A 20,146-nucleotide genomic window follows, 5' to 3' on the forward strand; every position below is an offset into this window, starting at 1 on the left:
ACCGCTGACACCACCAGGAGCCGCCGATCATGCAAGGCAAGAAGATACTCATCACCGGGGGGACCGGGCAGGTCGCGAGGCCCGTCGCCGAAGCGCTCGCCGTCGGCAACGAGGTGTGGTGCCTGGGCCGGTTCGGCGATCCACACGCCCGCGAGGCGCTGGAGGAAGCGGGCGCTCACACCGCCATCTGGGACATGGCCACCGACGACCTGGAGGGCCTGCCGCGCGACTTCACCCATGTGCTGCACTCCGCGGTGCACCGGGGCGACGGCAAGGACTTCGAGGACACCGCGCGCGTCAACGCGGTCGGCACCGCACGGCTGATGACCCACTGCTCCGCCGCCGACTCGTTCCTGTACGTCTCGTCCGGGGTCGTCTACAACCGCGCCGACCGGACACATCGCTACCGGGAGAGCGATCCGCTGGGCGGGGCGGCGCCGTGGCTGCCGACGTACCCCGTCGCCAAGATCACCGCCGAAGGGGTGGCACGCGGCCTGGCCGAGACACTCGGGCTGCCGACGGTGATCGCCCGCCTCAACATCGCCTACGGCCCGTACGGCCACGGCGGCGTGCCCATGATCCTGTTCAACCAGATGCGCAAGGGGCAGCCCTGTGCGGTGCCCCGCGAGGGCCAGAACTACTGCAATCTGCTGCACACCGACGACGTCGTGCGCCAGGTGCCGCTGCTGTGGGACGTGGCGCGGGCGCCCGCGCGGGTCGTGAACTGGGGCGGGGACGAGGAGGTCGGCATCACCGATCTGCTGGAGTACCTGTCCGCGCTCACCGGAGTGCCGCTGCGGCTGGACCGCGGTGACTACAGCCGGGAAACGGCCATCTTCGACCATGACATCCGCCGTGACCTGATCGGCGACTGCACCATCGGCTGGCACGCCGGTATCGCCCGCACCGTGGCCGACCTGTTCGAGGAGTACCGCGACCGCGTCGACGCCTACCTGGACGCGCACGGAGCCGGAACACCCCAGTGACCACGAGGAGTGGAGAACGAGCATGCGCAGGTCAGCAGATATCGACGCACTTCAGCATGTGCTGTCCGCCGCCCTGGGGTCCCCGGACCCGGTGTGCGCCTTGGCCCGACTGGACCAGGGCGCGGGCGCGTTCGCCGCCCTGGACACCGCGGTGCTCGCGCGCCCCACCCTGGTGGGCGGCGGGTCCCCGTACCACCCGACCAGCCCCGCCCCCACCCGCCACGCCCTCGATGAACTGGTCCGCCGCGCCGAGACACTGGGCGTGCCCCAGATCCTGGTGCCCAATGTGCGCCGCAGCGACGACACCAGCGTGCTGCGGGCGGCAGGGCTCGTTCCGGTCGCCACCGAGAGCGAGTGTGTCGTCCGGCTGACCGGGGAGGTGGACGAGGTCCTGCGCACCCGCGTCGGCGCCGAGCGACTCAATGACCTCCGCCGCCGCGACCGCGAGACCTCCCCCGAGGTGACCTGGGAGCGGATCCCGCTGAGCGAGCTCGACGGGAGCCCTTGGGCGCGAGACGCCTTCGTCACGCTCCACCGGCGTCAGGCCGAACGCCACGGCGGCCATGACAACCTGTACAACGCCGAAGCCCTCGACGCCCTGGCCCACGGCCCGTTGGCGAAACGCACCGAGATGCTCGTACGCCGCGAACAGGGCGCCGTGGTCCAGGCCGGACTCCTCACCACGTCCCACAACGGCCGGGGGATCTACTCCCTCACACAGGCCATTGACCACGACGACCCCGCCGCACGGGACGACCTCTTCGCCGCGTCCGTGCACCGGCTGTACCTCCACGCCCGGCGCTGCGGTCTGGAGTGGGTACACCTCGGTCGGGGGGACATCCCCCGCATGCGCCGCCTCGGAGCCGATCTGTTCGTGCCCCTCGACCACTGGCTGCGCGCTCCCGGCCTCGCGTCCCCGGAGGAAGCGGGAGCGGAACACCCGCTGTCGGAGTACGCGGCTCCCCCCGTCACGGGGGTGCCGGTCCCCGGCCCGGCCCGCTTCCGCCAGGTGCCACGGTTCGACACGATCGACCTGTCCAGCAACACCAATCCGTTCCTGGGCGCCGCGGGAGAGTACCCCCACCTCGACACGACAGAGCTGGCCGACACCTACCTGGCCACGATCGCGACCTTGCCCGGCCACGAGGGCGTGGCCGCGCTCAGCGCGGACCACCTGCTGTTCAGCAGTGGCTCGGTGGACGGCGTCATGCTGCTCCTGGCGGCGCTGGCGTCACCCGGCGAGCGCGTCTGCGTCACGCCGCCCACCTTCCCGCTCTACGGCCACTTCGCCCACCTCCTCCGCCTGCCCGTCGTCGAGGTGCCGCTGCATGGCGACGACCTGTCCCGGCTCGACACCGAGCGCATCCTGGCGGCCGATCCACGGGTGACCATCCTGTGCGACCCCAACAACCCCGTCGGGACGAGGCTCGACCCGGAACAGGTCCACGAGCTGGTGGTTCACGGCCGTGGGCTGGTGGTGATCGACGAAGCCTACGTCGAGTTCAGCGAGCAGCCCTCGTACGCCCGGCTGATCGCCCGGCACGACAACCTCATCGTGCTCAGAACACTCTCCAAGGCATGGGGACTCGCCGGCGCGCGCTGCGGAATCGCCCTGGCCCAGCCCGGCATCATCGAAGCGCTGCGCCGGGTGCAGGTGCCGTTCGGGTTCACCAACGCCTCCCAGCACGCCGTGCGGGACCGGCTGACCGATGTGCGGCGGGTGGCCGCGGGCATCCGGCGCATCCGTGCCGAGCGTGACCGGATGGCCTCGGCGCTGACCGGGCATCCCGCGGTGGCCCGGGTGTTCCCCTCGGAGACCAACTTCCTCTTCGTCCGACTGCACAAGCACGAGCGCGTGATGGACCAGCTTCGGGGTGCGGGCATCGTCGTCGCCGACACCGGGCGGGTGGTCCCGGACACCTGCCGTATCACCATCGGCGACCGGCGCGCGAACACCGCCCTGCTCGAAGCGCTCTCCGCCGCTCTGTGAGCCATATCGTTCAGCGAAAGGACGCCGCTCGTGGGTAAAGATTCCCGCTCCGATATCCCACTGTCCAGCACCGTCGTCGCAGAAGGTTATGACCGCTGGAGCCCGCAGCTGCACAAGGAATTCTACACCAACGCCCATCATGGGTGGATCGGCCGGACACTGGTAAAAGAGACCGATTCCCTGCGCATCTGGGAGACCCATCTTCAGCCGGGAGAGCGAATTCCCGTCCACCGGCATGTACTGGACTACTTCTGGATAGCTCTCACAAACGGCCGGGCCCGCCAGCACTCGGGCGATGGAACCACGCACGAGATCTCTTACGCCCGCGGACAGTCTCAGTATTTCCGCTGCCCCGCGGGGCGATATCACCTTCATGACCTGAAGAACATCGGCGACGACGTTCTGTCGTTCCTGACCATCGAGACAAAGGGCGGGCCGAACGAGCCCATTCGGCTTCCCAAGGATTGAGGGCTGCCGGCCCGCGGGGCGCATACGCCCCGCGGGCCGACGGCTCAGCTCCCCTTCTTGGTGATGACGAACCGGTCGATGACCAGATAGTCGATCTCGGTGGCGAGGAAGCACTCCAACGCGTCCCGCGGCGAGCAGACGATGGGCTCACCGGCCACGTTGAAGGACGTGTTGAGCAGGCAGGGCACATCCGTCCGTGCCGTGAAGGCGCGCAACAGCCGGGCGAGCGCGGGGTTCTGCCGCTCGTTCACCGTCTGGGCCCGCGCGGTGCCGTCCACGTGGCAGGCGCCGGGGATCCGCTCCTGGTACTCCTTCCGCACCGGGAAGACGAAGGTCATATACGGGGACGAGGTCTTCTTGCCCATCGAGAAGACGCGCGGGGCCTCCGATTCGAGGATGACGGGCGCGAACGGCCGGAAGGGCTCCCGGTGTTTCACCCGGAGGTTGATGATGTCCTTGATGTCGGGGAAGGCCGGGTTGGCGAGGATGCTGCGGTTGCCCAGGGCGCGCGGCCCGAACTCGGCCCGGCCCTGGAACCAGCCCACGACGTTCTTCCCGGCCAGCAGCTCCGCCGTCCGGTCGGCGATCGAGGCGGCGTCGGGCTCCTCCCGCCACTCGACGCGGTCCGCGTACTCCGCGAGCGCGTCCTGGACCTGCCGCTCGTCGTACGAAGGGCCCAGGTACGGGGTGGTGACCGCGTCGGCGGGCCGATTCCTGAGACCGGCGGCGTACACGGCCGCGCCAATGGCGACCCCGGGATCGCTGGCCCCGAAGCTGACCTCCATGCCGGTGAACGGCGACCTCTCCAGCATCTTGGTGTTGGCCACGCAGTTCAGCGCCAGCCCGCCCTCGAAGAGCAGGGTGTCCAGGCCGGACGCCGCGGTCAGCGCCCGCACCTGATGGGCGGTGACGGCCTCGACCATGTGCTGTGCCAGCCCGGCGACCTTGACGCGGAAGTCGAACTGCTCGCGCTTCTGGCTGTCGCCGCCGAACAGCTCGTCGAACAGTGCGTAGTAGGCCGATATGTCCCGGGGAATGGAGATGGTGTACGAGCCGTTCTCGTGCAGCCGCACAACGCGCTCGAGCAGCGGGTTGTGCCGCGGCGGCGGGCCGTACGCGGCCAGGCCCATCACCTTGTACTCGTCGTTGTTCGGTACGAACCCCAGATAGCGGGTGATCCGCCCGAACGCCACCCCGAGCGAGCTGGTCATGGGGACCGCGCTCTCGTCGAACTGGCGGACCACGCCGTTCCGCAGCTCGCCCATGACGGAGGACAGGGTCTCCGCCCGGCCGTCGCTCACCAGGAAGGCGGCGTCGCCCCCGCCGGCCAGGTAGGCGCCGCACATGAGATGGGCCAGATGATGGGGCACCAGGGTGAGTTTGTTGGGATCCAGCTCATGGCCGGTGCGCTCGACGAAGTCGTGGTACACCGCGTCCGGGCTGAGCATGCCGGTGTAGAGCTCACCCGTGCTGCGCAGGGCGTCGAACTTGGCCGCGACCGGCAGGTCGGAGTCGCATATCCCCGAAATCATCTCCTCGGCCACCGTCGTCGAAAACCGCCAGGGGAAAGCGAAAACGTCGACCTGATCGAGGTCGACACCGGCGGAGTTCAGGCACCAGGTGATTGCGTGGACCGGGAAATCGGAGGTCTTCTTGACCCGGCTCAGCCGCTCCTCCTCGACCGCCGCCACCACCTCGCCGTCGATCACCAGAGCCGCCGCGGCGTCATGACCCACCAAGAGATTACGGCCGACACCAGTCGCCCCGTAGAGACGCCCGAAAAGCTCCGCACCTCTGCTGAATCCGTTGTAACCGAGTACGATCACTGGCTCTCAGCCTCCCAAGCACGACAGTATCGGCGGAAGAACAGGCTACTGGGGCCGCATACTTGAGGGATAGGCATGATGCACCAGCAGATTGTGGATTTCCTTCCCGGGGATACGGCATGCCGGAGAGAATTCCGCACCGAATGCTCGACGGGCCCGGACCGCGGCCGGGCGCGGCCTTCGTTACGTATACTTTTGGGCATGTTGAGGTTGGAACGGCTCCGGGCCGACCACGCGCCCGCCCTGCTGGCCTTCGAGCGCGAGAACCGGGAGTACTTCGCCCGGTCGATCTCGGACCGGGGGGACGCCTACTTCGAGGAGTTCGCATCCATACTCCGTGCCCGGCTCGCCGAGCAGGACGCCGGTGTGTGTCACTTCCATGTCGTCGTGGACGACCAGGGGGAGCTGGTCGGCCGCGTCAACCTCGTGGACGTCGAGGAAGGGGACGCCGAACTCGGCTACCGGATCGGCGAGCGCGCCGCGGGCCGGGGGATGGCGACCGCCGCGGTGGAAGAGGTGTGCCGCCTGGCCGCCACGGCGTACCGGCTCTCCACCCTCACCGCCTACACCACCCTCGACAACGTGGCCTCCATGACCGTGCTCGGCCGCAATGGATTCACCGTCGTGGCGGACGCCACCGTCGGCGGACGCCCCGGCCTGCGCTACCGTCGCCGCCTCGGCGCGGAGCCCGGCTGACGCCGGTGATGTGCACCTGCCGGGTGCCGTGTTTCCGGCAGTGGTGGTGGCCCGTCCGGGACGCGGTGAGGAGTGGCTGATACGCCCACACAGCGGCGGCGCCCCGCGCATTCGGCGGACCACGGCCGTGTCGGGGCCGGGATTCCCGCACTCAGGGCGGTATGTGTGCACACATGGCCTTGTTGTCGGGCGATGACCGAGGTGGGCAGTGGTGAGTGCGTCGACGCTTCCTTCGGCCGAGGGAGCCGTGATCGGCCCGGATGGGTTGACCGCTCTGGTCGATGTTCTGCGGGCACGTGGTTACACGGTGGTCGGACCCACCGTGCGGGACGGTGCCATTGTGTTGCAGGAGCTGGAGTCCGCCGCTCAGCTGCCGTACGGATGGGGTGTGGACCTTGAGGCCGGGCAGTACCGGCTGCGGTCGCGTACGGATGGCGCGGCCTTCGCCAACGCGGCCGGTCCGCAGTCGTGGAAGACGTTTCTGCACCCCGCCCGGGTCCGCCAGTGGACGGCGGAACGCGCGGGCGGAGAGCTGGTCATCGAGGCGGACGACACCACCCCTCCTCGCTTCGCGTTCCTCGGCGTCCGCTCCTGCGATCTGCGGGCCATCGCCGTCCAGGACCGGATCCTCACCGCTGGGCCGCACTCCGACCCGGTCTATCGTGGCAGGAGGTCCGGGGCGTTTCTGGTGGCGGTGGAGTGCACCGAGCCCGGTGGGACATGCTTCTGCGTCTCGATGGGCACCGGTCCCGCCGCCGGGCCCGGGTACGACCTGGTGCTGACCGAGCTGGTCGATGACGAGGGGCACCGCTTCTGGATCCGCGCGGGCAGCACGGAGGGGGCCGAGATCCTGGCGGAGCTGCCCGGCGAACCGGCCCCGGAGGCCGTCTGCCGGGGCGCCGCGGACGCCGTCGCGTCCGCCGCCGAACGGATGGGCCGCACGATGCCGGACACCGACATGCGGCGGCTGATGGCGGAAACGCTGGAGGCGCCCCGCTGGGACGACGTCGCCGCCCGGTGCCTGACCTGCGGCAACTGCACCATGGTGTGCCCCACCTGCTTCTGCACCACCACCGAGGACATCACCGACCTGACGGGAAACCACGCCGAGCGCTGGCGAGTCTGGGACGTCTGCTTCGACCTGGACTTCTCCTATCTGCCGGGCGGTCCCGTCCGCGCCTCGCCGCGCAGCCGCTACCGGCAGTGGCTCACCCACAAACTGGGCACCTGGTACGACCAGTTCGGGTCGTCGGGGTGTGTGGGATGCGGCCGGTGCATTGTCTGGTGTCCGGTCGCCATCGACATCACCGAGGAGGCCGCGGCCCTGCACGACTGGACCCGGCGTGCGGAGGACGAGCCACGATGACCGGGTGGCCCCTGCTGCTGGACACCCTTCCACAGGTGCAGCGCGACCGGCTGTTCACGCTCGCCGACGAGCGGGACTTCCGCGCGGGCAGCACCCTGTTCGACGAGGGTGATGTCGCCGACCGGTTCTGGCTGATCCGTTCCGGCGAGGTCGCCCTGGATGTGTACGTTCCCGGGCGCCGGGCCCAGGTGGTGGAAACCCTGGGGCCGCGACAGCAGCTCGGATGGTCGTGGATCTTCCCGCCGTACCGCTGGCACCTGGGCGCCCGAGCGTTGGGGCCCGTGCGGACCTGGGAGTTTCCCGCGGCCGAGGTACGTGAGCTGTGCATGGCCGACACGGAGCTCGGATACGAGCTGATGCTGCGGTGCGCGGCGCTGATCGCCGATCGGCTCCAGGCCACCCGGTTGCGGTTGCTCGACCTGTACACGCCGCACGGAAGCGTCCCGTCGTGACCACCGTGCCCCTGCCGTACCGGGTCACCGCCGTTTCGGCGGAGACCGCGGACTGTGTGTCGCTGGAGGTGACACCGGTGGGGCGGGCGCTGCCGGAGTTCTCGCCGGGCCGGTTCGCCATGATGTACGCCTTCGGCGTCGGGGAGGTGCCGATCTCGGTCAGCGCGACCGGTGACGCCCACCGTCTGGTGCACACCGTCCGAGCGATCGGCGCGGTCACCGGCGCGCTGTGCCGACTCAGGGCGGGGGACGTGATCGGCCTGCGGGGCCCCTACGGCACCGGCTGGGACCTCGACGCGGCGGCCGGGTCGGACGTCCTGGTGGTCGCCGGCGGCATCGGGCTCGCCCCGCTGCGCCCGGTGGTGCGCCATGTGCTCGGCCACCCCGGGCACTACGGCGGCCTTCAGGTGCTGATCGGGGCCCGTACGCCCGAGGATCTGCTCTACGGGGCGGAACCGGAGCACTGGCGGCGCGCCTCGGCCCAGGTGGAGGTGACCGTCGACCGGCCCGGCCCGGGTTGGCATGGCAGCGTGGGCGTGGTCACCACCCTGCTGGACCGGGTCGACTGGCGCCCGGACCGGACCGCCGCGCTGCTCTGCGGCCCCGAGGTGATGATCCGGCACACTGCCCGGGCTCTGCTCGCCCGCGGCCTGCCCGCGCGTCGGATCCAGGTGTCACTGGAACGGAACATGCGCTGCGGCACCGGCCACTGCGGCCACTGCCAGCTCGGGCCGCTGCTGCTGTGCCGGGACGGCCCGGTGGTCGGCTACGACCGCGCCCAGCCCCTGCTCGCCGTCAGGGAGCTGTGAGATGGAACCCGACCCCCGCCCTTCCCTTGCCGTGTGGAAGTTCGCCTCGTGCGACGGCTGCCAGCTGACCCTGCTCGACTGCGAGGACGAACTGCTCCCGCTCACCGACCGGGTACGCATCACACACTTCCTGGAGATGTCCAGTGCGGAGGACTCCCGGGAGCGGGCCACCCTCGAGGGGACCGGGCCGTACGACCTCTCCCTGGTGGACGGGTCCATCACCACCGCCGAGGACGTCCGGCGCGTCCACCACATCCGGCGGATCTCCCGCCGCCTGGTCACCATCGGCGCCTGCGCCACCGCGGGCGGCATCCAGGCGCTGCGCAACTTCGCGGATGTGGCGGAGTTCCGCGCCGCGGTCTACGCCGACCCGGAGTACATCGCCACGCTGGACACCTCCACACCCATCTCGGCGCATGTGCCGGTCGACTTCGAGTTGCGCGGCTGTCCGATCGACCGCGGCCAGCTGCTGGAGGTGATCACGGCCTTTCTGGCCGGGCGCAAGCCGAACGTCTCCGGCCACAGCGTCTGCTTCGAGTGCAAGCGGCGTGGCACGACCTGTATCACCGTCGCCCAGGGCATCCCGTGCCTGGGGCCCGTCACCCATGCCGGGTGCGGCGCCCTCTGTCCCGCCTACGGGCGCGGCTGCTACGGCTGCTTCGGGCCGATGGTCCAGCCCAACCTGGAGGCCATGGTGCGCGAGCTGCGGCACGACGGCATGAGCGAGCGGGACATCGTGCGGGTCTTCCGCACCTTCAACGCGGCCTCACCCGAATACGGCCCCGTACCCGAGCTCGCGGCCCAGGAGGCCCCCGAGACCCCGGCGGAGGAAGAGCCCCGATGAGCCACCGCGGATCCCGTGTGTTGCGTCTGGACGCACTCGCCCGGGTGGAGGGGGAAGCGGCCCTCCACTTGGCGGTGCGCGACGGGACGGTCGCCGAGGCGCGGCTGCGGATCTACGAGCCGCCCCGCTTCTTCGAGGCGTTCCTGGTCGGCCGCGGCCACGGCGAGCCACCCGACATCACCTCACGGATCTGCGGAATCTGCCCGGTCGCGTACCAGACGACCGCATGCCAGGCCATCGAGCGGGCCTGCGGGGTGACGGTCGACGAACCGCTCGTGGAACTGCGGCGGCTGCTCTACTACGGCGAATGGATCGAGAGTCAGTCCCTGCACATCCACCTGCTGCACGCCCCCGACTTCCTCGGCCACCCCAGCGCCGTCGAACTCGCCCGCGAGCACCGCGCGGCGGTGGAACGCGGCCTGCGGATCAAACAAGCGGGCAACGCCATCATGGAGCAACTCGGCGGCCGCGCCATCCACCCGATCAACGTCCGGATCGGCGGCTTCTACCACGTACCCGCTCCGGCCGAGCTCGCCCCACTGGCCGATCGGCTGTGCCGGGCCCATGACGACGCGCTGGAGACCGTGCGCTGGGTGGCCGGCTTCGACTTCCCCGATGCCGAATACCACGGCCCGCTGATGGCGATGCGCGACCCCGGACGGTACGCCATCGACTCCGGAACCCCGGCCGTCATGGCCGCGGGGGTGGGCTCGAACGGCTCCACCCCCGTACGAGCGCTTCCGGTGGAGGAGTTCGAGCGCCATGTGGTGGAACGGCAGGTACCCCACTCGACCGCCCTGGTGTCCGAGCTGGACGGCCACCACTATCTCACCGGTTCGCTGGCCCGGTACGCGGTGAGCGGACGGTGGCTCCACCCCTCGGCCCTCGACGCCGCGCGGGAGGCGGGGCTCGGCGATCCGGCCACCGGCGCGGTGTGTCGCAATCCGTTCCGGAGCATCATCGTCCGCGCCGTCGAGGTGGCCCATGCCGTGGCCGAGGCGCTGCGGATCATCGACGCCTACGAGCCGCCCTCCCGGTCGTACGTCGCGGTGCCACCGCGCCCGGCGACCGGCTGCGCCGCCACCGAGGCGCCGCGCGGGCTGCTCTACCACCGCTACGCCATGGACGCCGACGGCACCCTCACCCTGGCCCGTATCGTGCCGCCCACCGCGCAGAACCAGTCGGCCATCGAGGACGATCTGCGCCGCCAGGTGCAGTCCCGCCTGGACCGGCCGGGCGAGCCGCCCGGCGACGAGGAGCTGACCGCGCTGTGCGAGCGGGCCGTCCGCAACCACGACCCGTGCATCTCCTGTTCCGCGCACTTCCTGGACCTGACAGTGGAGCGCGGATGACGGGCCGGGTGGTGGTCATCGGAGTGGGCAATCCGTTCCGCCGGGACGACGGCGTCGGCCCGGCCGTCATCGAGGCCCTGCGCGCCCGAGCACCCGCGGGCACGGTGCTGACCGACAGCGACGGCGAGCCCGGGAGGATGCTCGGCCTGTGGCACCGTCAGGACGCCGTCATCGTGGTCGAAGTGGTGCACGCGCACCCCGGGCAGCCGGGGCGGCTGCACACGCTGACGGCGGAGCGGGCCGCGCGCTGCGCCGCACGCTCCGCCAGTACCCACGCCCTCGGGCTCGGCGAGACATTCGCCCTGGCGGCGGCGCTCGACCGGATGCCCAGGGAGCTGACGGTGCATGCGGTGGAGGGCGAGGACTTCGACCTCGGCCGCGGGCTCAGCACCGCGGTGGCGGACGCGCTCCCCGAGTTGATCCGTCACGTGGCCAAGGCCATCGACAAGGCGCACGACCGGCTTCGGTGCGCGGGCGCGCTGACCGACGAGCGGGGAAGCGCATAGTCCGTCCGCTGGGCGACGTGGTGTGTCGCCTGGGCTGTTCGGGGTGTGTTGGGCCGCCGCGCGGGCGTGGTCTCCCACGGTGGCCGGGCCCGTTCCTAACATGACGAACGGCCTGGTCGGACGGGTTTCGTGGTACGGACGGAACCTCGCGCAGGCTCGACCACTCCGGACGGAAGCGCCGTGTCCATGAAACAGCCCTTGGTGTCCGGCTCCGCCACGGCGGAGCCGGACACCAAGGGCGCGCAACGGCCGGTCCGCCGCCTGGTGACGGTCGGTGGCGTGGTGCAGGGAGTCGGATTCCGGCCCTTCGTCCATGCCTTGGCCACCGAACTGGGCCTGTCCGGTCAGGTGGCCAACGGGTCGGCAGGGGCGCGGATCGAGATCGAGGGCGGCCCCGAGGCGGTGGCCGCCTTCTGCCACCGGCTGACGACGGACGTACCCCCACTGGCGGACATCGCCTCGGTGGCCGCCTCGGAGCTGCCCCCGACCGGCGGCACCGGTTTCGCGATCGTGCCCTCCCTGACGGGCCACGGTCGCACCCTGGTCCCGCCCGACGCCGCCACCTGCGACACCTGCCTGACCGAGCTGGCCGATCCGGCCGACCGCCGCCACCGGCACCCGTTCATCACCTGCACCGACTGCGGCCCACGCTTCACCATCACCACCGCCCTGCCGTACGACCGGGCCACGACCACCATGGCGGCCTTCCCGATGTGCCCGGAGTGCGCGGCGGAGTACACGGACCCGTCCGACCGGCGGTTCCATGCCCAGCCCATCGCCTGCTGGGCCTGTGGGCCACGCCTGAGGCTCACCGGCTCCGTACGACGGGAGGACGGGGCCGCGCTGGCCGAGGCCCGGCGGATGCTGACGGCCGGGGCGATTCTGGCGGTCAAGGGCCTCGGCGGCTATCACCTGGTCTGCGACGCCACCTCCTCGAGGGCCGTGGGCGAACTGCGACGCCGCAAGGCCCGTGGCGACAAGCCGTTCGCCGTCATGATCCCCGATGCCGACACCGCCGCCCGGCTCGGCCACCTCGGCCCGGCGGAGCGCCGCGTCCTCACCGGGCGGTCCCGCCCCATCGTGCTGCTGCGTCGCCGGTCCCCGACCCCGCTCGCGCCACAGGTGTGTCCGGGGAGCCCAGACATCGGGGTGATGTTGCCCTACACCCCGTTGCACCGGCTCCTGTTCGGCCTCCCGGACGACCCACCAGGCCCCGGCGTCCTGGTGGTGACCAGCGGAAACCTCTCCGGCGAGCCGTTGGTGACCGACGACCGGGAGGCGACGCTCCGCCTGGACGGGCTGGCCGACGCCTGGCTCTGGCACGACCGGCCCATCGTGGTGGCCTGCGATGACTCGGTGGTCCGGGTGCGCGCGGATGGTTCGCCCCTGCCGATCCGCCGCTCGCGCGGTTTCGCTCCGGCACGCATCCGCCTTCCGGTGGCCGTCCGTCCGGTCCTGGCGGTCGGCGGGGATCTGAAGAACGCTGTGTGCCTGGCCGAGGGTGACGCCGCCTGGCTGTCCGCCCACATCGGGGACATGGACAGCCTGTCCGCCCAGGGCGCCTTCGAACGCGCCGAGAGCCATCTGCGGACGCTCACCCGTATCGAGCCGGTCCGCGTCGCCGCCGACCGCCACCCCGGTTACCGGTCCGCGCGATGGGCCCGGCGGGATGGCCGACCGCTGACCCTGGTCCAGCACCACCACGCCCACATCGCTTCCGCCATGGCGGAGCACGGGCTGGACGAACCGGTGCTCGGTGTCGCCTTCGACGGCACCGGCTACGGCGACGACGGCGCCGTTTGGGGCGGTGAGGTGCTGCTGGCCGACTACGCCCGCTACCGCCGCCTGGCGCATCTGGCGTACGTACCCCTGCCGGGTGGTGACGCGGCGGTGCGCAACCCGTATCGCATGGCACTGGCCCACCTGCGCGCGGCCGGCCTCGCCTGGTCGCCCGACCTGCCGTGCACCGCCGCCTGCCCACCGGATGAACGTCGTCTGCTGGAGGTCCAGTTGGCGCGTGGCATCGCGTGTGTGCCGACGTCCAGCGTGGGGCGGTTGTTCGACGCCGTGTCCTCGCTGGTGGGCATCTGTCACCGGGCGGGGTACGAGGCCCAGGCGGCGATGGAGCTGGAGGCCGCGGCCGCGACCGCCGACGGGGTGCGAAACGGCTACCCGTTCGCGCTGGAGGATCCCGCACCGCTGCTGGCGGCGATCGTGGCCGATCTCCGCACGGGTACGCCGGTCCCGCTGATCGCCGCCCGCTTCCATCTGGCGGTCGCCGGTGCGGTCCGCACGGCCTGCCGGAAGGCACACCGGAGCACGGGCGTGCGGGCGGTCGTCCTCACCGGCGGGGTGTTCGCCAACGCCCTCCTGGACGGGATGTGCACCGCCGGGCTGGCCGAGGACGGATTCACCGTCCTCGGGCACACGATGGTCCCGCCCGGCGACGGCGGCCTGGCTCTGGGACAGGCGGTCGTCGCCGCCCGTGACGCCGAGACATGAGGAACCGAGGAGGAGCACATGTGCCTGGCGGTACCCGGCCGCGTGGTCGGCATCGAGGAACGGGACGGTACGCCGATGGGGCGGGTCGACTTCGGCGGGGTGGTCAAGGACGTCTGCCTCGTGTATCTGCCGGAGATCGAGGTCGGTGAGTACGCGATCGTCCACGTCGGCTTCGCGATCCAGCGGCTCGACGAGGAGTCCGCCCTGGCCACCCTCCGGCTCTTCGAGCGGATCGGCGCACTGGACGAGGAGTTCGGCGATGCCTGGGCACGTGCGGCGGCCGAGGCGGAAAGCGCGCCCGAGGAGGAGAACCGGTGAAATACATCGACGAGTTCCAGGACCCTGCCCTGGCCCGAAGGCTCCTGGACGACATCGCCCGGTCGGTCACCCGGCCTTGGTCGATGATGGAGGTGTGCGGCGGTCAGACGCACTCGATCATCCGGCACGGCATCGACCAACTGCTGCCCGAGAACATCGAGTTGATCCACGGGCCGGGCTGTCCGGTCTGCGTCACTCCGCTGGAAGTGATCGACAAGGCGCTGGAGATCGCCTCCCGCCCGGGCGTGGTCTTCTGCTCATTCGGCGACATGCTCCGGGTGCCGGGGAGCGACCGTGACCTGTTCCGGGTCAAGAGCGACGGTGGTGACGTCCGAGTCGTCTACTCACCGATGGACGCGCTGCGGATCGCCCAGCAGACCCCGGACCAGCAGGTGGTGTTCTTCGGAGTCGGCTTCGAGACCACCGCTCCCGCCATCGCCATGACGGCCCACCAGGCCAAACGGCTGGAGGTGCGGAACTTCAGCCTGCTGGTCTCCCATGTCCGGGTGCCACCGGCCATCGAGGCGATCATGCGATCACCGAGCTGCCGCGTCCAGGCATTCCTCGCCGCCGGGCACGTGTGCAGCGTGATGGGCACCCTTGAGTACCCCGCACTCGCCGACACCTACCAGGTGCCCATCGTGGTCACCGGGTTCGAGCCGCTGGACATCCTGGAAGGCATCCGCCGGGCGGTCCGCCAACTCGAGCGAGGAGAACACCGCGTCGAGAACGCCTACCCACGCGCCGTGCGCCCACAGGGCAACCCGGTCGCCCTCAGCGTGCTGCGAGAGGTGTTCACCACCACCGACCGCGCCTGGCGTGGCATCGGCACCATTCCGGACAGCGGCTGGCGGCTGACGGACGCCTACCGCGACTACGACGCCGAGCACCGGTTCGAGGTCGCCGGCCTGGCCACCGAGGAGTCCGCGGTGTGCCGCAGTGGAGAGGTGCTCCAGGGGCTGATCAAACCCCACGAGTGCGCGGCCTTCGGCACCGCCTGCACTCCGCGCACACCGCTGGGCGCGACCATGGTCTCCAACGAGGGCGCGTGCGCCGCCTACTACCTGTACCGGCGTCTGGCCACGCCCCGCACGGAGGAGACGGCTTCCGTTGGCTGACAGCACCCCCAGCGCCACCGGCTGGTCCTGTCCGACACCGCTGCGAGACCACCCGGTGGTGGTGATGGGCCACGGTGGTGGCGGAGCGCTTTCCGCGGAGCTCACCCGGCACCTGTTCCTCCCGGCCTACGGTGGCGAGACGCTGGGAGGACTCACCGACTCGGCCGCCGTCACGCTCGGCGGTGCCCGGCTGGCCTTCTCGACCGACTCCTACGTCGTCCGCCCGCTGTTCTTCCCCGGCGGGAGCATCGGGGACCTGGCGGTCAACGGCACCGTCAACGACCTGGCCATGAGCGGAGCCGTTCCCGCGTACCTGTCCTGCGCGTTCATCCTGGAGGAGGGCACGGAGCTGAGCACCGTCGGCCGGGTCGCCCAGGCGCTCGGCGCGGCCGCCCGCGCGGCGGACGTCACCGTGGTCACCGGCGACACCAAGGTGGTCGACTCCGGCCACGGCGACGGCGTGTACGTGAACACGGCGGGGATCGGGCTGATCCCCGAGGGTGTGGACATCCGTCCGCAGCGTGCCCGGCCCGGTGATGCGGTGATCGTCAGCGGACCGATCGGACAGCACGGCATCGCGATCCTCAGCGTCCGCGAAGGGCTGACCTTCGGCACCGAGGTGGTCAGTGACACCGCGCCCCTGGCCGGACTGGTCCAGACGATGCTCGCCGTCACCCCCGATATCCACGTCTTGCGCGACCCGACGAGAGGCGGCCTGGCCGCCGCACTCAACGAGATCGCGGCAGCCTCGGCCACCGGCGTCGTCCTGGACGAGGCGGCGGTGCCCGTCCCGGAGGCGGTGGCCACCGCATGCGCCCTCCTCGGCCTGGACCCGATGTACGTGGCCAACGAGGGCCGCCTGGTCGCCTTCGTGCCCAGGACCCAGGCCGACGCGGTCCTGGACGCGATGCGCGCGCACCCGAGGGGACGCGAGGCGGTCGTGATCGGCGAGTGCGTGGCCGAACACCCCGGCATGGTCGTCGCCCGTACCGGACTGGGCGGGACCCGGATCGTGGATCTGCCACTCGGTGAGCAACTGCCCCGGATCTGCTGAAGGGCGTGGCTCTCGGGTGGCCGGGGGACACCGGCACGCCGGACACTGGAAGGGGAAGAACCGCTGGAACGCCGCGCGGAGGGAGGTATCCCCATGGCTGAGACTCCCCACATCGTGAGTGATGTGATGACCCGGACGGTGGTCGCCGTCGGGCGTGAGGCGTCGTTCAAGGAGCTGGTGCAGACGCTGGGTCAGTGGCGTGTGAGCGCCATGCCGGTGCTGGAGGGCGAGGGGCGTGTCATCGGCGTCGTCTCCGAGGCGGATCTGCTGCCCAAGGAGGAGTTCCGGGACACCGATCCGGACCGCTTCCAGCAGCTGCGGCGCCTCCCCGATCTCGCGAAGGCGGGGGCGTTGACGGCGGAGGAGCTGATGAGCTCCCCGGCGGTGACCGTGCACCCGGACGCCACGCTGCCCGAGGCGGCCCGGATCATGGCCGTGAGAGGGGTCAAACGGCTTCCCGTGGTCGACGCGGAGGGCAAGCTGCTGGGAATCGTCAGCCGGGGCGATCTGCTGAAGGTCTTCCTCCGCGCGGACCAGGAAATCGAGGAAGAGGTCCATCGCACGGTGGTGTCCTGCCTCTTCCCCGGCAGCAGCGTCCATGTCCGGGTACGGGAGGGAGTCGTCACGCTCGGCGGACAGCTCCGCGACACCACGCTGATCCCCGTGGCCGCGCGCCTTGCCCGGGCCGTGGAGGGGGTGGTGGACGTGGAATGCCACTTCCGGGGCGTCGGACCGGACGAGACGGAGGGCACGGTCTGAGGGCGGTGCTTCCCGGACACGGGCGGCCGGGGCTATGGCTCGATGTCCAGCACGTCGTGGACCGGCCGCCTGGGGGTCCGTGTGCCCGGAGGGCCGTATCCGAGCCGCAGCACCGTCTGCACGTAGGCCATGCCCGACATCGGGTCGCGCAGCGGCCAGCGCAGGTCGTGCCATTCGAGGGCCTGGGTGACGAACGAGGCGGACAGGCCCGCCAGAGTGGCGCGCAGCAGCACCCGCTCCACCGCCTGGCCGGTGCGCAGCCAGTCCACCGGGCGGTCGCTGGAGGTGCTCAGCAACACCAGATGGGGGAGGGTCTCGAAATCGGCCATGGGGCGGCCGGGGACGGGCTTGCCGCCCGCGAAGTCCCGCATGGGAGCCTTGCCGATCCGGCGGCGGGGCCCGAAGGCGTACTCCGGGACCCCTTCGGTGGCCGACCGCGTATCGTCCGCCCGGCGGGTGAAGCGGGCCAGGTCCGCGGCGGCTCCGGCGTCGGTGAGATTGCGGGCCTCGGCCTCCAGCGCCAGGTCCACGACGTACTGAAGATGCCAGCCGGAGACGAAGGACAGCGCGACCTGTTCCCGGTGCGCGGCGTCGACGAGTGCCGTCCGCACCGGTGGGGGGATCTCCCTCTCGTCGAAGGGGTACCGGCTGGTATGCCGGGTGCGCACGGCCGGGTACAAGCCGGCCGGATCGGCCTCGCCACCGAGCGGGCGGGTCAGAGTCACCGACGCCAGCAGCATCGGGTCGCCGGGGTCGGGCAGCGGCCGGGTCTGTGCCTCCCAGCCCTCGTGCGCCACCGCGACCCGCAGGTTCATCAGGGCGGCGCCACAGCCGATGTGCAGGGCGCGGAGCTCGGGGTCGGAGTGCGGCAGAGCGCCACGGAGGTCGGCCCTGAGGTGAAAGACACGCCTGCGCCGGGAGTACTCGAACCGCCAGGGCTGCGCGTTGTGCATCGAGGGCGCGGCCGTGGCGTCCTCCACCAACGACATGATCACCGCTTCGGAGAGCGCACGAGCACCGCGGTGCGTCGCCGTGGACGTGCGCTGCCCGGTCGCCTCCCGCTGCCCTTCGCGCCCGTGGCCGATGGGCTGAATGTGTGCGTCAGGACCGGGGAACACAAGGGTGACCTGGTCGGTGTCCGACCACCGCACCTCATAGGGAGGTGTTCCGTCGTCATGGTGGAGTCCGACGATCTCACCGTCCCGTTTGGTGACACCTGTGGTGGGGCTTTCGACAATCAGTTGGTCGCCGACATGCGCACGCATCGACATCCCGCCTTTCCTCCTCACATCCACTGTGTCACCGCAGGTGAGTGGTGTCCTGGGGACGGAAAGCCCTGGATCGAGGGGTCGGACGGCCCCGTGGTGGGCCGGGTGGCCGGGAGAGGGAGCCATGAGGCTCATCCGGTGGCGGGGACGAGCTGGCAGGCTCGAAAGCGGAGCCAAGGCCTGACAAGGGAACACCGGCCGACCCAACCGGCCGACCCACCGCGAGGTGCGAGAGGAGTCGGAACATGCACCACAGAACGGTCGGAGACCTCATGACGCGCCCGGTGGTCCAGGCGCCCCGTGAGTTGCCGTTCAAGGAACTCGTGGCGCTGCTCGCGGAGAGCGATGTCACCGCCGTACCGGTCGTGGACGGCTCGGGACGTCCGATCGGCGTGGTGTCGGAGGGCGATCTGCTGCGCAAGTCATCCGGCCAGGCGGACCCCTCCGGTCTCCTGCCGGTCCCGCATCTGGAGGCGTGGGAGCGCGCGAAGGCGGAGGGGGCGAGAGCGGAGGAGCTGATGTCGGCGCCCGCCGTGTGCGCGCGTCCGGAGTGGACGGTCGTCGAGGCGGCCCGTGTGATGTCGGACCGGAACATCAAGCGGCTTCCCGTGGTGGACGAGACCGACAAGCTGCTCGGCATCATCAGCCGTGGCGATCTGCTGCGGGTGTTCCTGCGCCACGATGACGCGATCCGCGACGAGATCGAACGGGATCTGCTGCGGCGAACACTGCGGCTGGCGCCCTCGGCCATGACGGTCGACGTACGGGAGGGCGAGGTCACGCTGGACGGATCGGTCGAGGCCAGGAGCCTGGTCCCGGTCATCGTGAGACTGTGCCGGGGCGTCGACGGGGTCGTCTCGGTCACCGAACACATCGCCTACGACACCGATGACACCGGCGGCCCCGCCCTGGCCGCGTGAACCCGGGAAATCCGGCGGGAGGCACCACCGTGGAACAAGCCGTCATGGAACAAGTGGTCACCGTGGGCCTCGACGGCTCACCCGAGAGCCTGGCCGCCGCGCACTGGGCCGCGGACGAGGCGGAGCGGCGTGAGTTGGCGCTGCGTCTGACGCACGCGTGGATCCTGCTGGCCCCGCCCACGCCCGACAGCCCGGCGGCCGATGACCAGAACTACTGGGCGAAGCGGATCGTGCACGACGCGCACACCGAGCTGGCCCGTGACCATCCGAAGCTGACCATCATCGAGGACCTGGTGGCGGACGAGGCCGAGCCGGCCCTGCTCGACGCGGCGGCGCACTCCCGCCTGCTGGTGCTCGGGTCGCGGGGGCTGGACCGGGTGGCGAGCTTCTTCCTCGGTGACACCGGGCTGCACACCATAGCCCGGGCGGAACGGCCGGTGGTGCTGATGCGCGCGGGGCAGGGGGCGGAAGGACGACGACGGCATGTGGTCGTGGGCCTGAGCCTGCACGGCCCGCAGGACAACCTCCTGGAGTTCGCCTACGTCACGGCGTTCACCCGCGATGTGCCCCTGCACGCCGTCCACGGACGCAAGCCCGACGGGGCACGCGCCGCCACCGGGGGCGATGACACGGCCCGGGACACCATGGAGCGGGCGCGACGGGAGCTGGACGAGGTGCTGCGGCCGTGGCGGGAGAAGTTCCCCCGGGTGAAGGTCGTCGACGAGATCCGGCTGGAGAGCCCGGCCCGAGCCGTCGTCCAGGCCGCGGCCGACAGCGATCTGCTGATGGTCGGACGGCGCAAGCACCCGCCCGCACTGGGGCCCCGCCTGGGCCCCGTGGTGCAGGCCGCGGCGCACCACGCGGGGTGTCCGGTCGCCGTCGTACCCCACGAATGACCGGGTCGCGGCATGG

At 71.0% G+C, this 20,146-nt stretch carries 19 protein-coding genes; 17 read left to right on the top strand and 2 right to left on the bottom strand.

Going from position 1 to position 20,146, the window contains the following annotated elements:
• Positions 1 to 29: 29 nt before the first annotated feature.
• The 3 genes from KHP12_RS48450 to KHP12_RS48460 are packed head-to-tail and all read left to right on the top strand — an operon-like array spanning position 30 to position 3,444.
• Positions 30 to 986, top strand: a complete 957-nt coding sequence (locus tag KHP12_RS48450; RefSeq protein WP_086879567.1) for an NAD-dependent epimerase/dehydratase family protein — start codon at positions 30 to 32, stop codon at positions 984 to 986.
• Between the two features lie 22 nt (positions 987 to 1,008).
• On the top strand, positions 1,009 to 2,976 hold the full coding sequence (locus KHP12_RS48455; protein ID WP_211834717.1) for a pyridoxal phosphate-dependent aminotransferase: 1,968 nt from the start codon (positions 1,009 to 1,011) through the stop codon (positions 2,974 to 2,976).
• A 30-nt stretch (positions 2,977 to 3,006) separates the two neighbouring features.
• On the top strand, positions 3,007 to 3,444 hold the full coding sequence (locus tag KHP12_RS48460; protein ID WP_086881787.1) for a cupin domain-containing protein: 438 nt from the start codon (positions 3,007 to 3,009) through the stop codon (positions 3,442 to 3,444).
• Between the two features lie 44 nt (positions 3,445 to 3,488).
• Here KHP12_RS48460 and KHP12_RS48465 read toward each other — a convergent pair whose 3' ends face one another.
• Complete coding sequence (locus KHP12_RS48465; protein WP_086881786.1) at positions 3,489 to 5,270, bottom strand: carbamoyltransferase family protein; 1,782 nt, start codon at positions 5,268 to 5,270, stop codon at positions 3,489 to 3,491.
• Positions 5,271 to 5,471: 201 nt separating this feature from the next.
• On the opposite strand from KHP12_RS48465, the gene KHP12_RS48470 reads away from it, so the two are divergent.
• The 12 genes from KHP12_RS48470 (at position 5,472) to KHP12_RS48525 (ending at position 17,046) form a co-directional block, all read left to right on the top strand.
• Positions 5,472 to 5,966 (top strand): GNAT family N-acetyltransferase, encoded by a 495-nt coding sequence (locus KHP12_RS48470; protein ID WP_086881785.1) that lies wholly within the window; start codon positions 5,472 to 5,474, stop codon positions 5,964 to 5,966.
• 208 nt (positions 5,967 to 6,174) lie between these two features.
• Positions 6,175 to 7,332, top strand: a complete 1,158-nt coding sequence (locus tag KHP12_RS48475) for a 4Fe-4S dicluster domain-containing protein (protein ID WP_086881784.1) — start codon at positions 6,175 to 6,177, stop codon at positions 7,330 to 7,332.
• Positions 7,329 to 7,784 (top strand): cyclic nucleotide-binding domain-containing protein, encoded by a 456-nt coding sequence (locus tag KHP12_RS48480; RefSeq protein ID WP_037955807.1) that lies wholly within the window; start codon positions 7,329 to 7,331, stop codon positions 7,782 to 7,784. The genes KHP12_RS48475 and KHP12_RS48480 overlap by 4 nt, the downstream gene beginning before the upstream one ends.
• Positions 7,781 to 8,593: an FAD/NAD(P)-binding protein gene (locus KHP12_RS48485; RefSeq protein WP_086881783.1), complete on the top strand. Its 813-nt coding sequence runs from the start codon at positions 7,781 to 7,783 to the stop codon at positions 8,591 to 8,593. The genes KHP12_RS48480 and KHP12_RS48485 overlap by 4 nt, the downstream gene beginning before the upstream one ends.
• Position 8,594: 1 nt before the next feature.
• Positions 8,595 to 9,437: an NADH-quinone oxidoreductase subunit B family protein gene (locus KHP12_RS48490; protein ID WP_211834718.1), complete on the top strand. Its 843-nt coding sequence runs from the start codon at positions 8,595 to 8,597 to the stop codon at positions 9,435 to 9,437.
• A complete protein-coding gene (locus KHP12_RS48495) occupies positions 9,434 to 10,789 on the top strand; it encodes a Ni/Fe hydrogenase subunit alpha (protein WP_086881781.1) in 1,356 nt (451 codons plus the stop codon). The genes KHP12_RS48490 and KHP12_RS48495 overlap by 4 nt, the downstream gene beginning before the upstream one ends.
• Entirely contained in the window at positions 10,786 to 11,295 is a 510-nt protein-coding gene (locus tag KHP12_RS48500; RefSeq protein ID WP_086881780.1) for a hydrogenase maturation protease, read from the top strand. The genes KHP12_RS48495 and KHP12_RS48500 overlap by 4 nt, the downstream gene beginning before the upstream one ends.
• Before the next feature lie 186 nt (positions 11,296 to 11,481).
• Complete coding sequence (gene hypF / locus KHP12_RS48505) at positions 11,482 to 13,797, top strand: carbamoyltransferase HypF (protein WP_086881779.1); 2,316 nt, start codon at positions 11,482 to 11,484, stop codon at positions 13,795 to 13,797.
• A gap of 18 nt (positions 13,798 to 13,815) precedes the next feature.
• Entirely contained in the window at positions 13,816 to 14,115 is a 300-nt protein-coding gene (locus KHP12_RS48510) for a HypC/HybG/HupF family hydrogenase formation chaperone (protein WP_086881778.1), read from the top strand.
• Positions 14,112 to 15,233, top strand: coding sequence for a hydrogenase formation protein HypD (gene hypD, locus KHP12_RS48515; protein WP_086881777.1), 1,122 nt, complete (start codon positions 14,112 to 14,114; stop codon positions 15,231 to 15,233). The genes KHP12_RS48510 and hypD overlap by 4 nt, the downstream gene beginning before the upstream one ends.
• A 64-nt stretch (positions 15,234 to 15,297) precedes the next feature.
• Positions 15,298 to 16,287: a hydrogenase expression/formation protein HypE gene (gene hypE / locus KHP12_RS48520; RefSeq protein ID WP_208652989.1), complete on the top strand. Its 990-nt coding sequence runs from the start codon at positions 15,298 to 15,300 to the stop codon at positions 16,285 to 16,287.
• 93 nt (positions 16,288 to 16,380) lie between these two features.
• Positions 16,381 to 17,046, top strand: coding sequence for a CBS domain-containing protein (locus tag KHP12_RS48525; protein WP_037955787.1), 666 nt, complete (start codon positions 16,381 to 16,383; stop codon positions 17,044 to 17,046).
• Positions 17,047 to 17,078: 32 nt separating this feature from the next.
• On the opposite strand, the gene KHP12_RS48530 is transcribed toward KHP12_RS48525, so the two are convergent.
• Positions 17,079 to 18,317, bottom strand: a complete 1,239-nt coding sequence (locus KHP12_RS48530) for an Acg family FMN-binding oxidoreductase (protein ID WP_086881775.1) — start codon at positions 18,315 to 18,317, stop codon at positions 17,079 to 17,081.
• A gap of 242 nt (positions 18,318 to 18,559) precedes the next feature.
• On the opposite strand from KHP12_RS48530, the gene KHP12_RS48535 reads away from it, so the two are divergent.
• Together KHP12_RS48535 and KHP12_RS48540 are read left to right on the top strand one after the other, a co-directional pair.
• Positions 18,560 to 19,234: a CBS domain-containing protein gene (locus KHP12_RS48535; RefSeq protein WP_086881774.1), complete on the top strand. Its 675-nt coding sequence runs from the start codon at positions 18,560 to 18,562 to the stop codon at positions 19,232 to 19,234.
• Between the two features lie 44 nt (positions 19,235 to 19,278).
• The gene (locus tag KHP12_RS48540; RefSeq protein WP_086881773.1) at positions 19,279 to 20,130 is read left to right on the top strand and encodes a universal stress protein; all 852 of its coding nucleotides are present in this window, start codon (positions 19,279 to 19,281) and stop codon (positions 20,128 to 20,130) included.
• Positions 20,131 to 20,146 lie beyond the last annotated feature (16 nt).

Source organism: Streptomyces asiaticus, from assembly GCF_018138715.1.
Taxonomy (GTDB): domain Bacteria; phylum Actinomycetota; class Actinomycetes; order Streptomycetales; family Streptomycetaceae; genus Streptomyces; species Streptomyces asiaticus.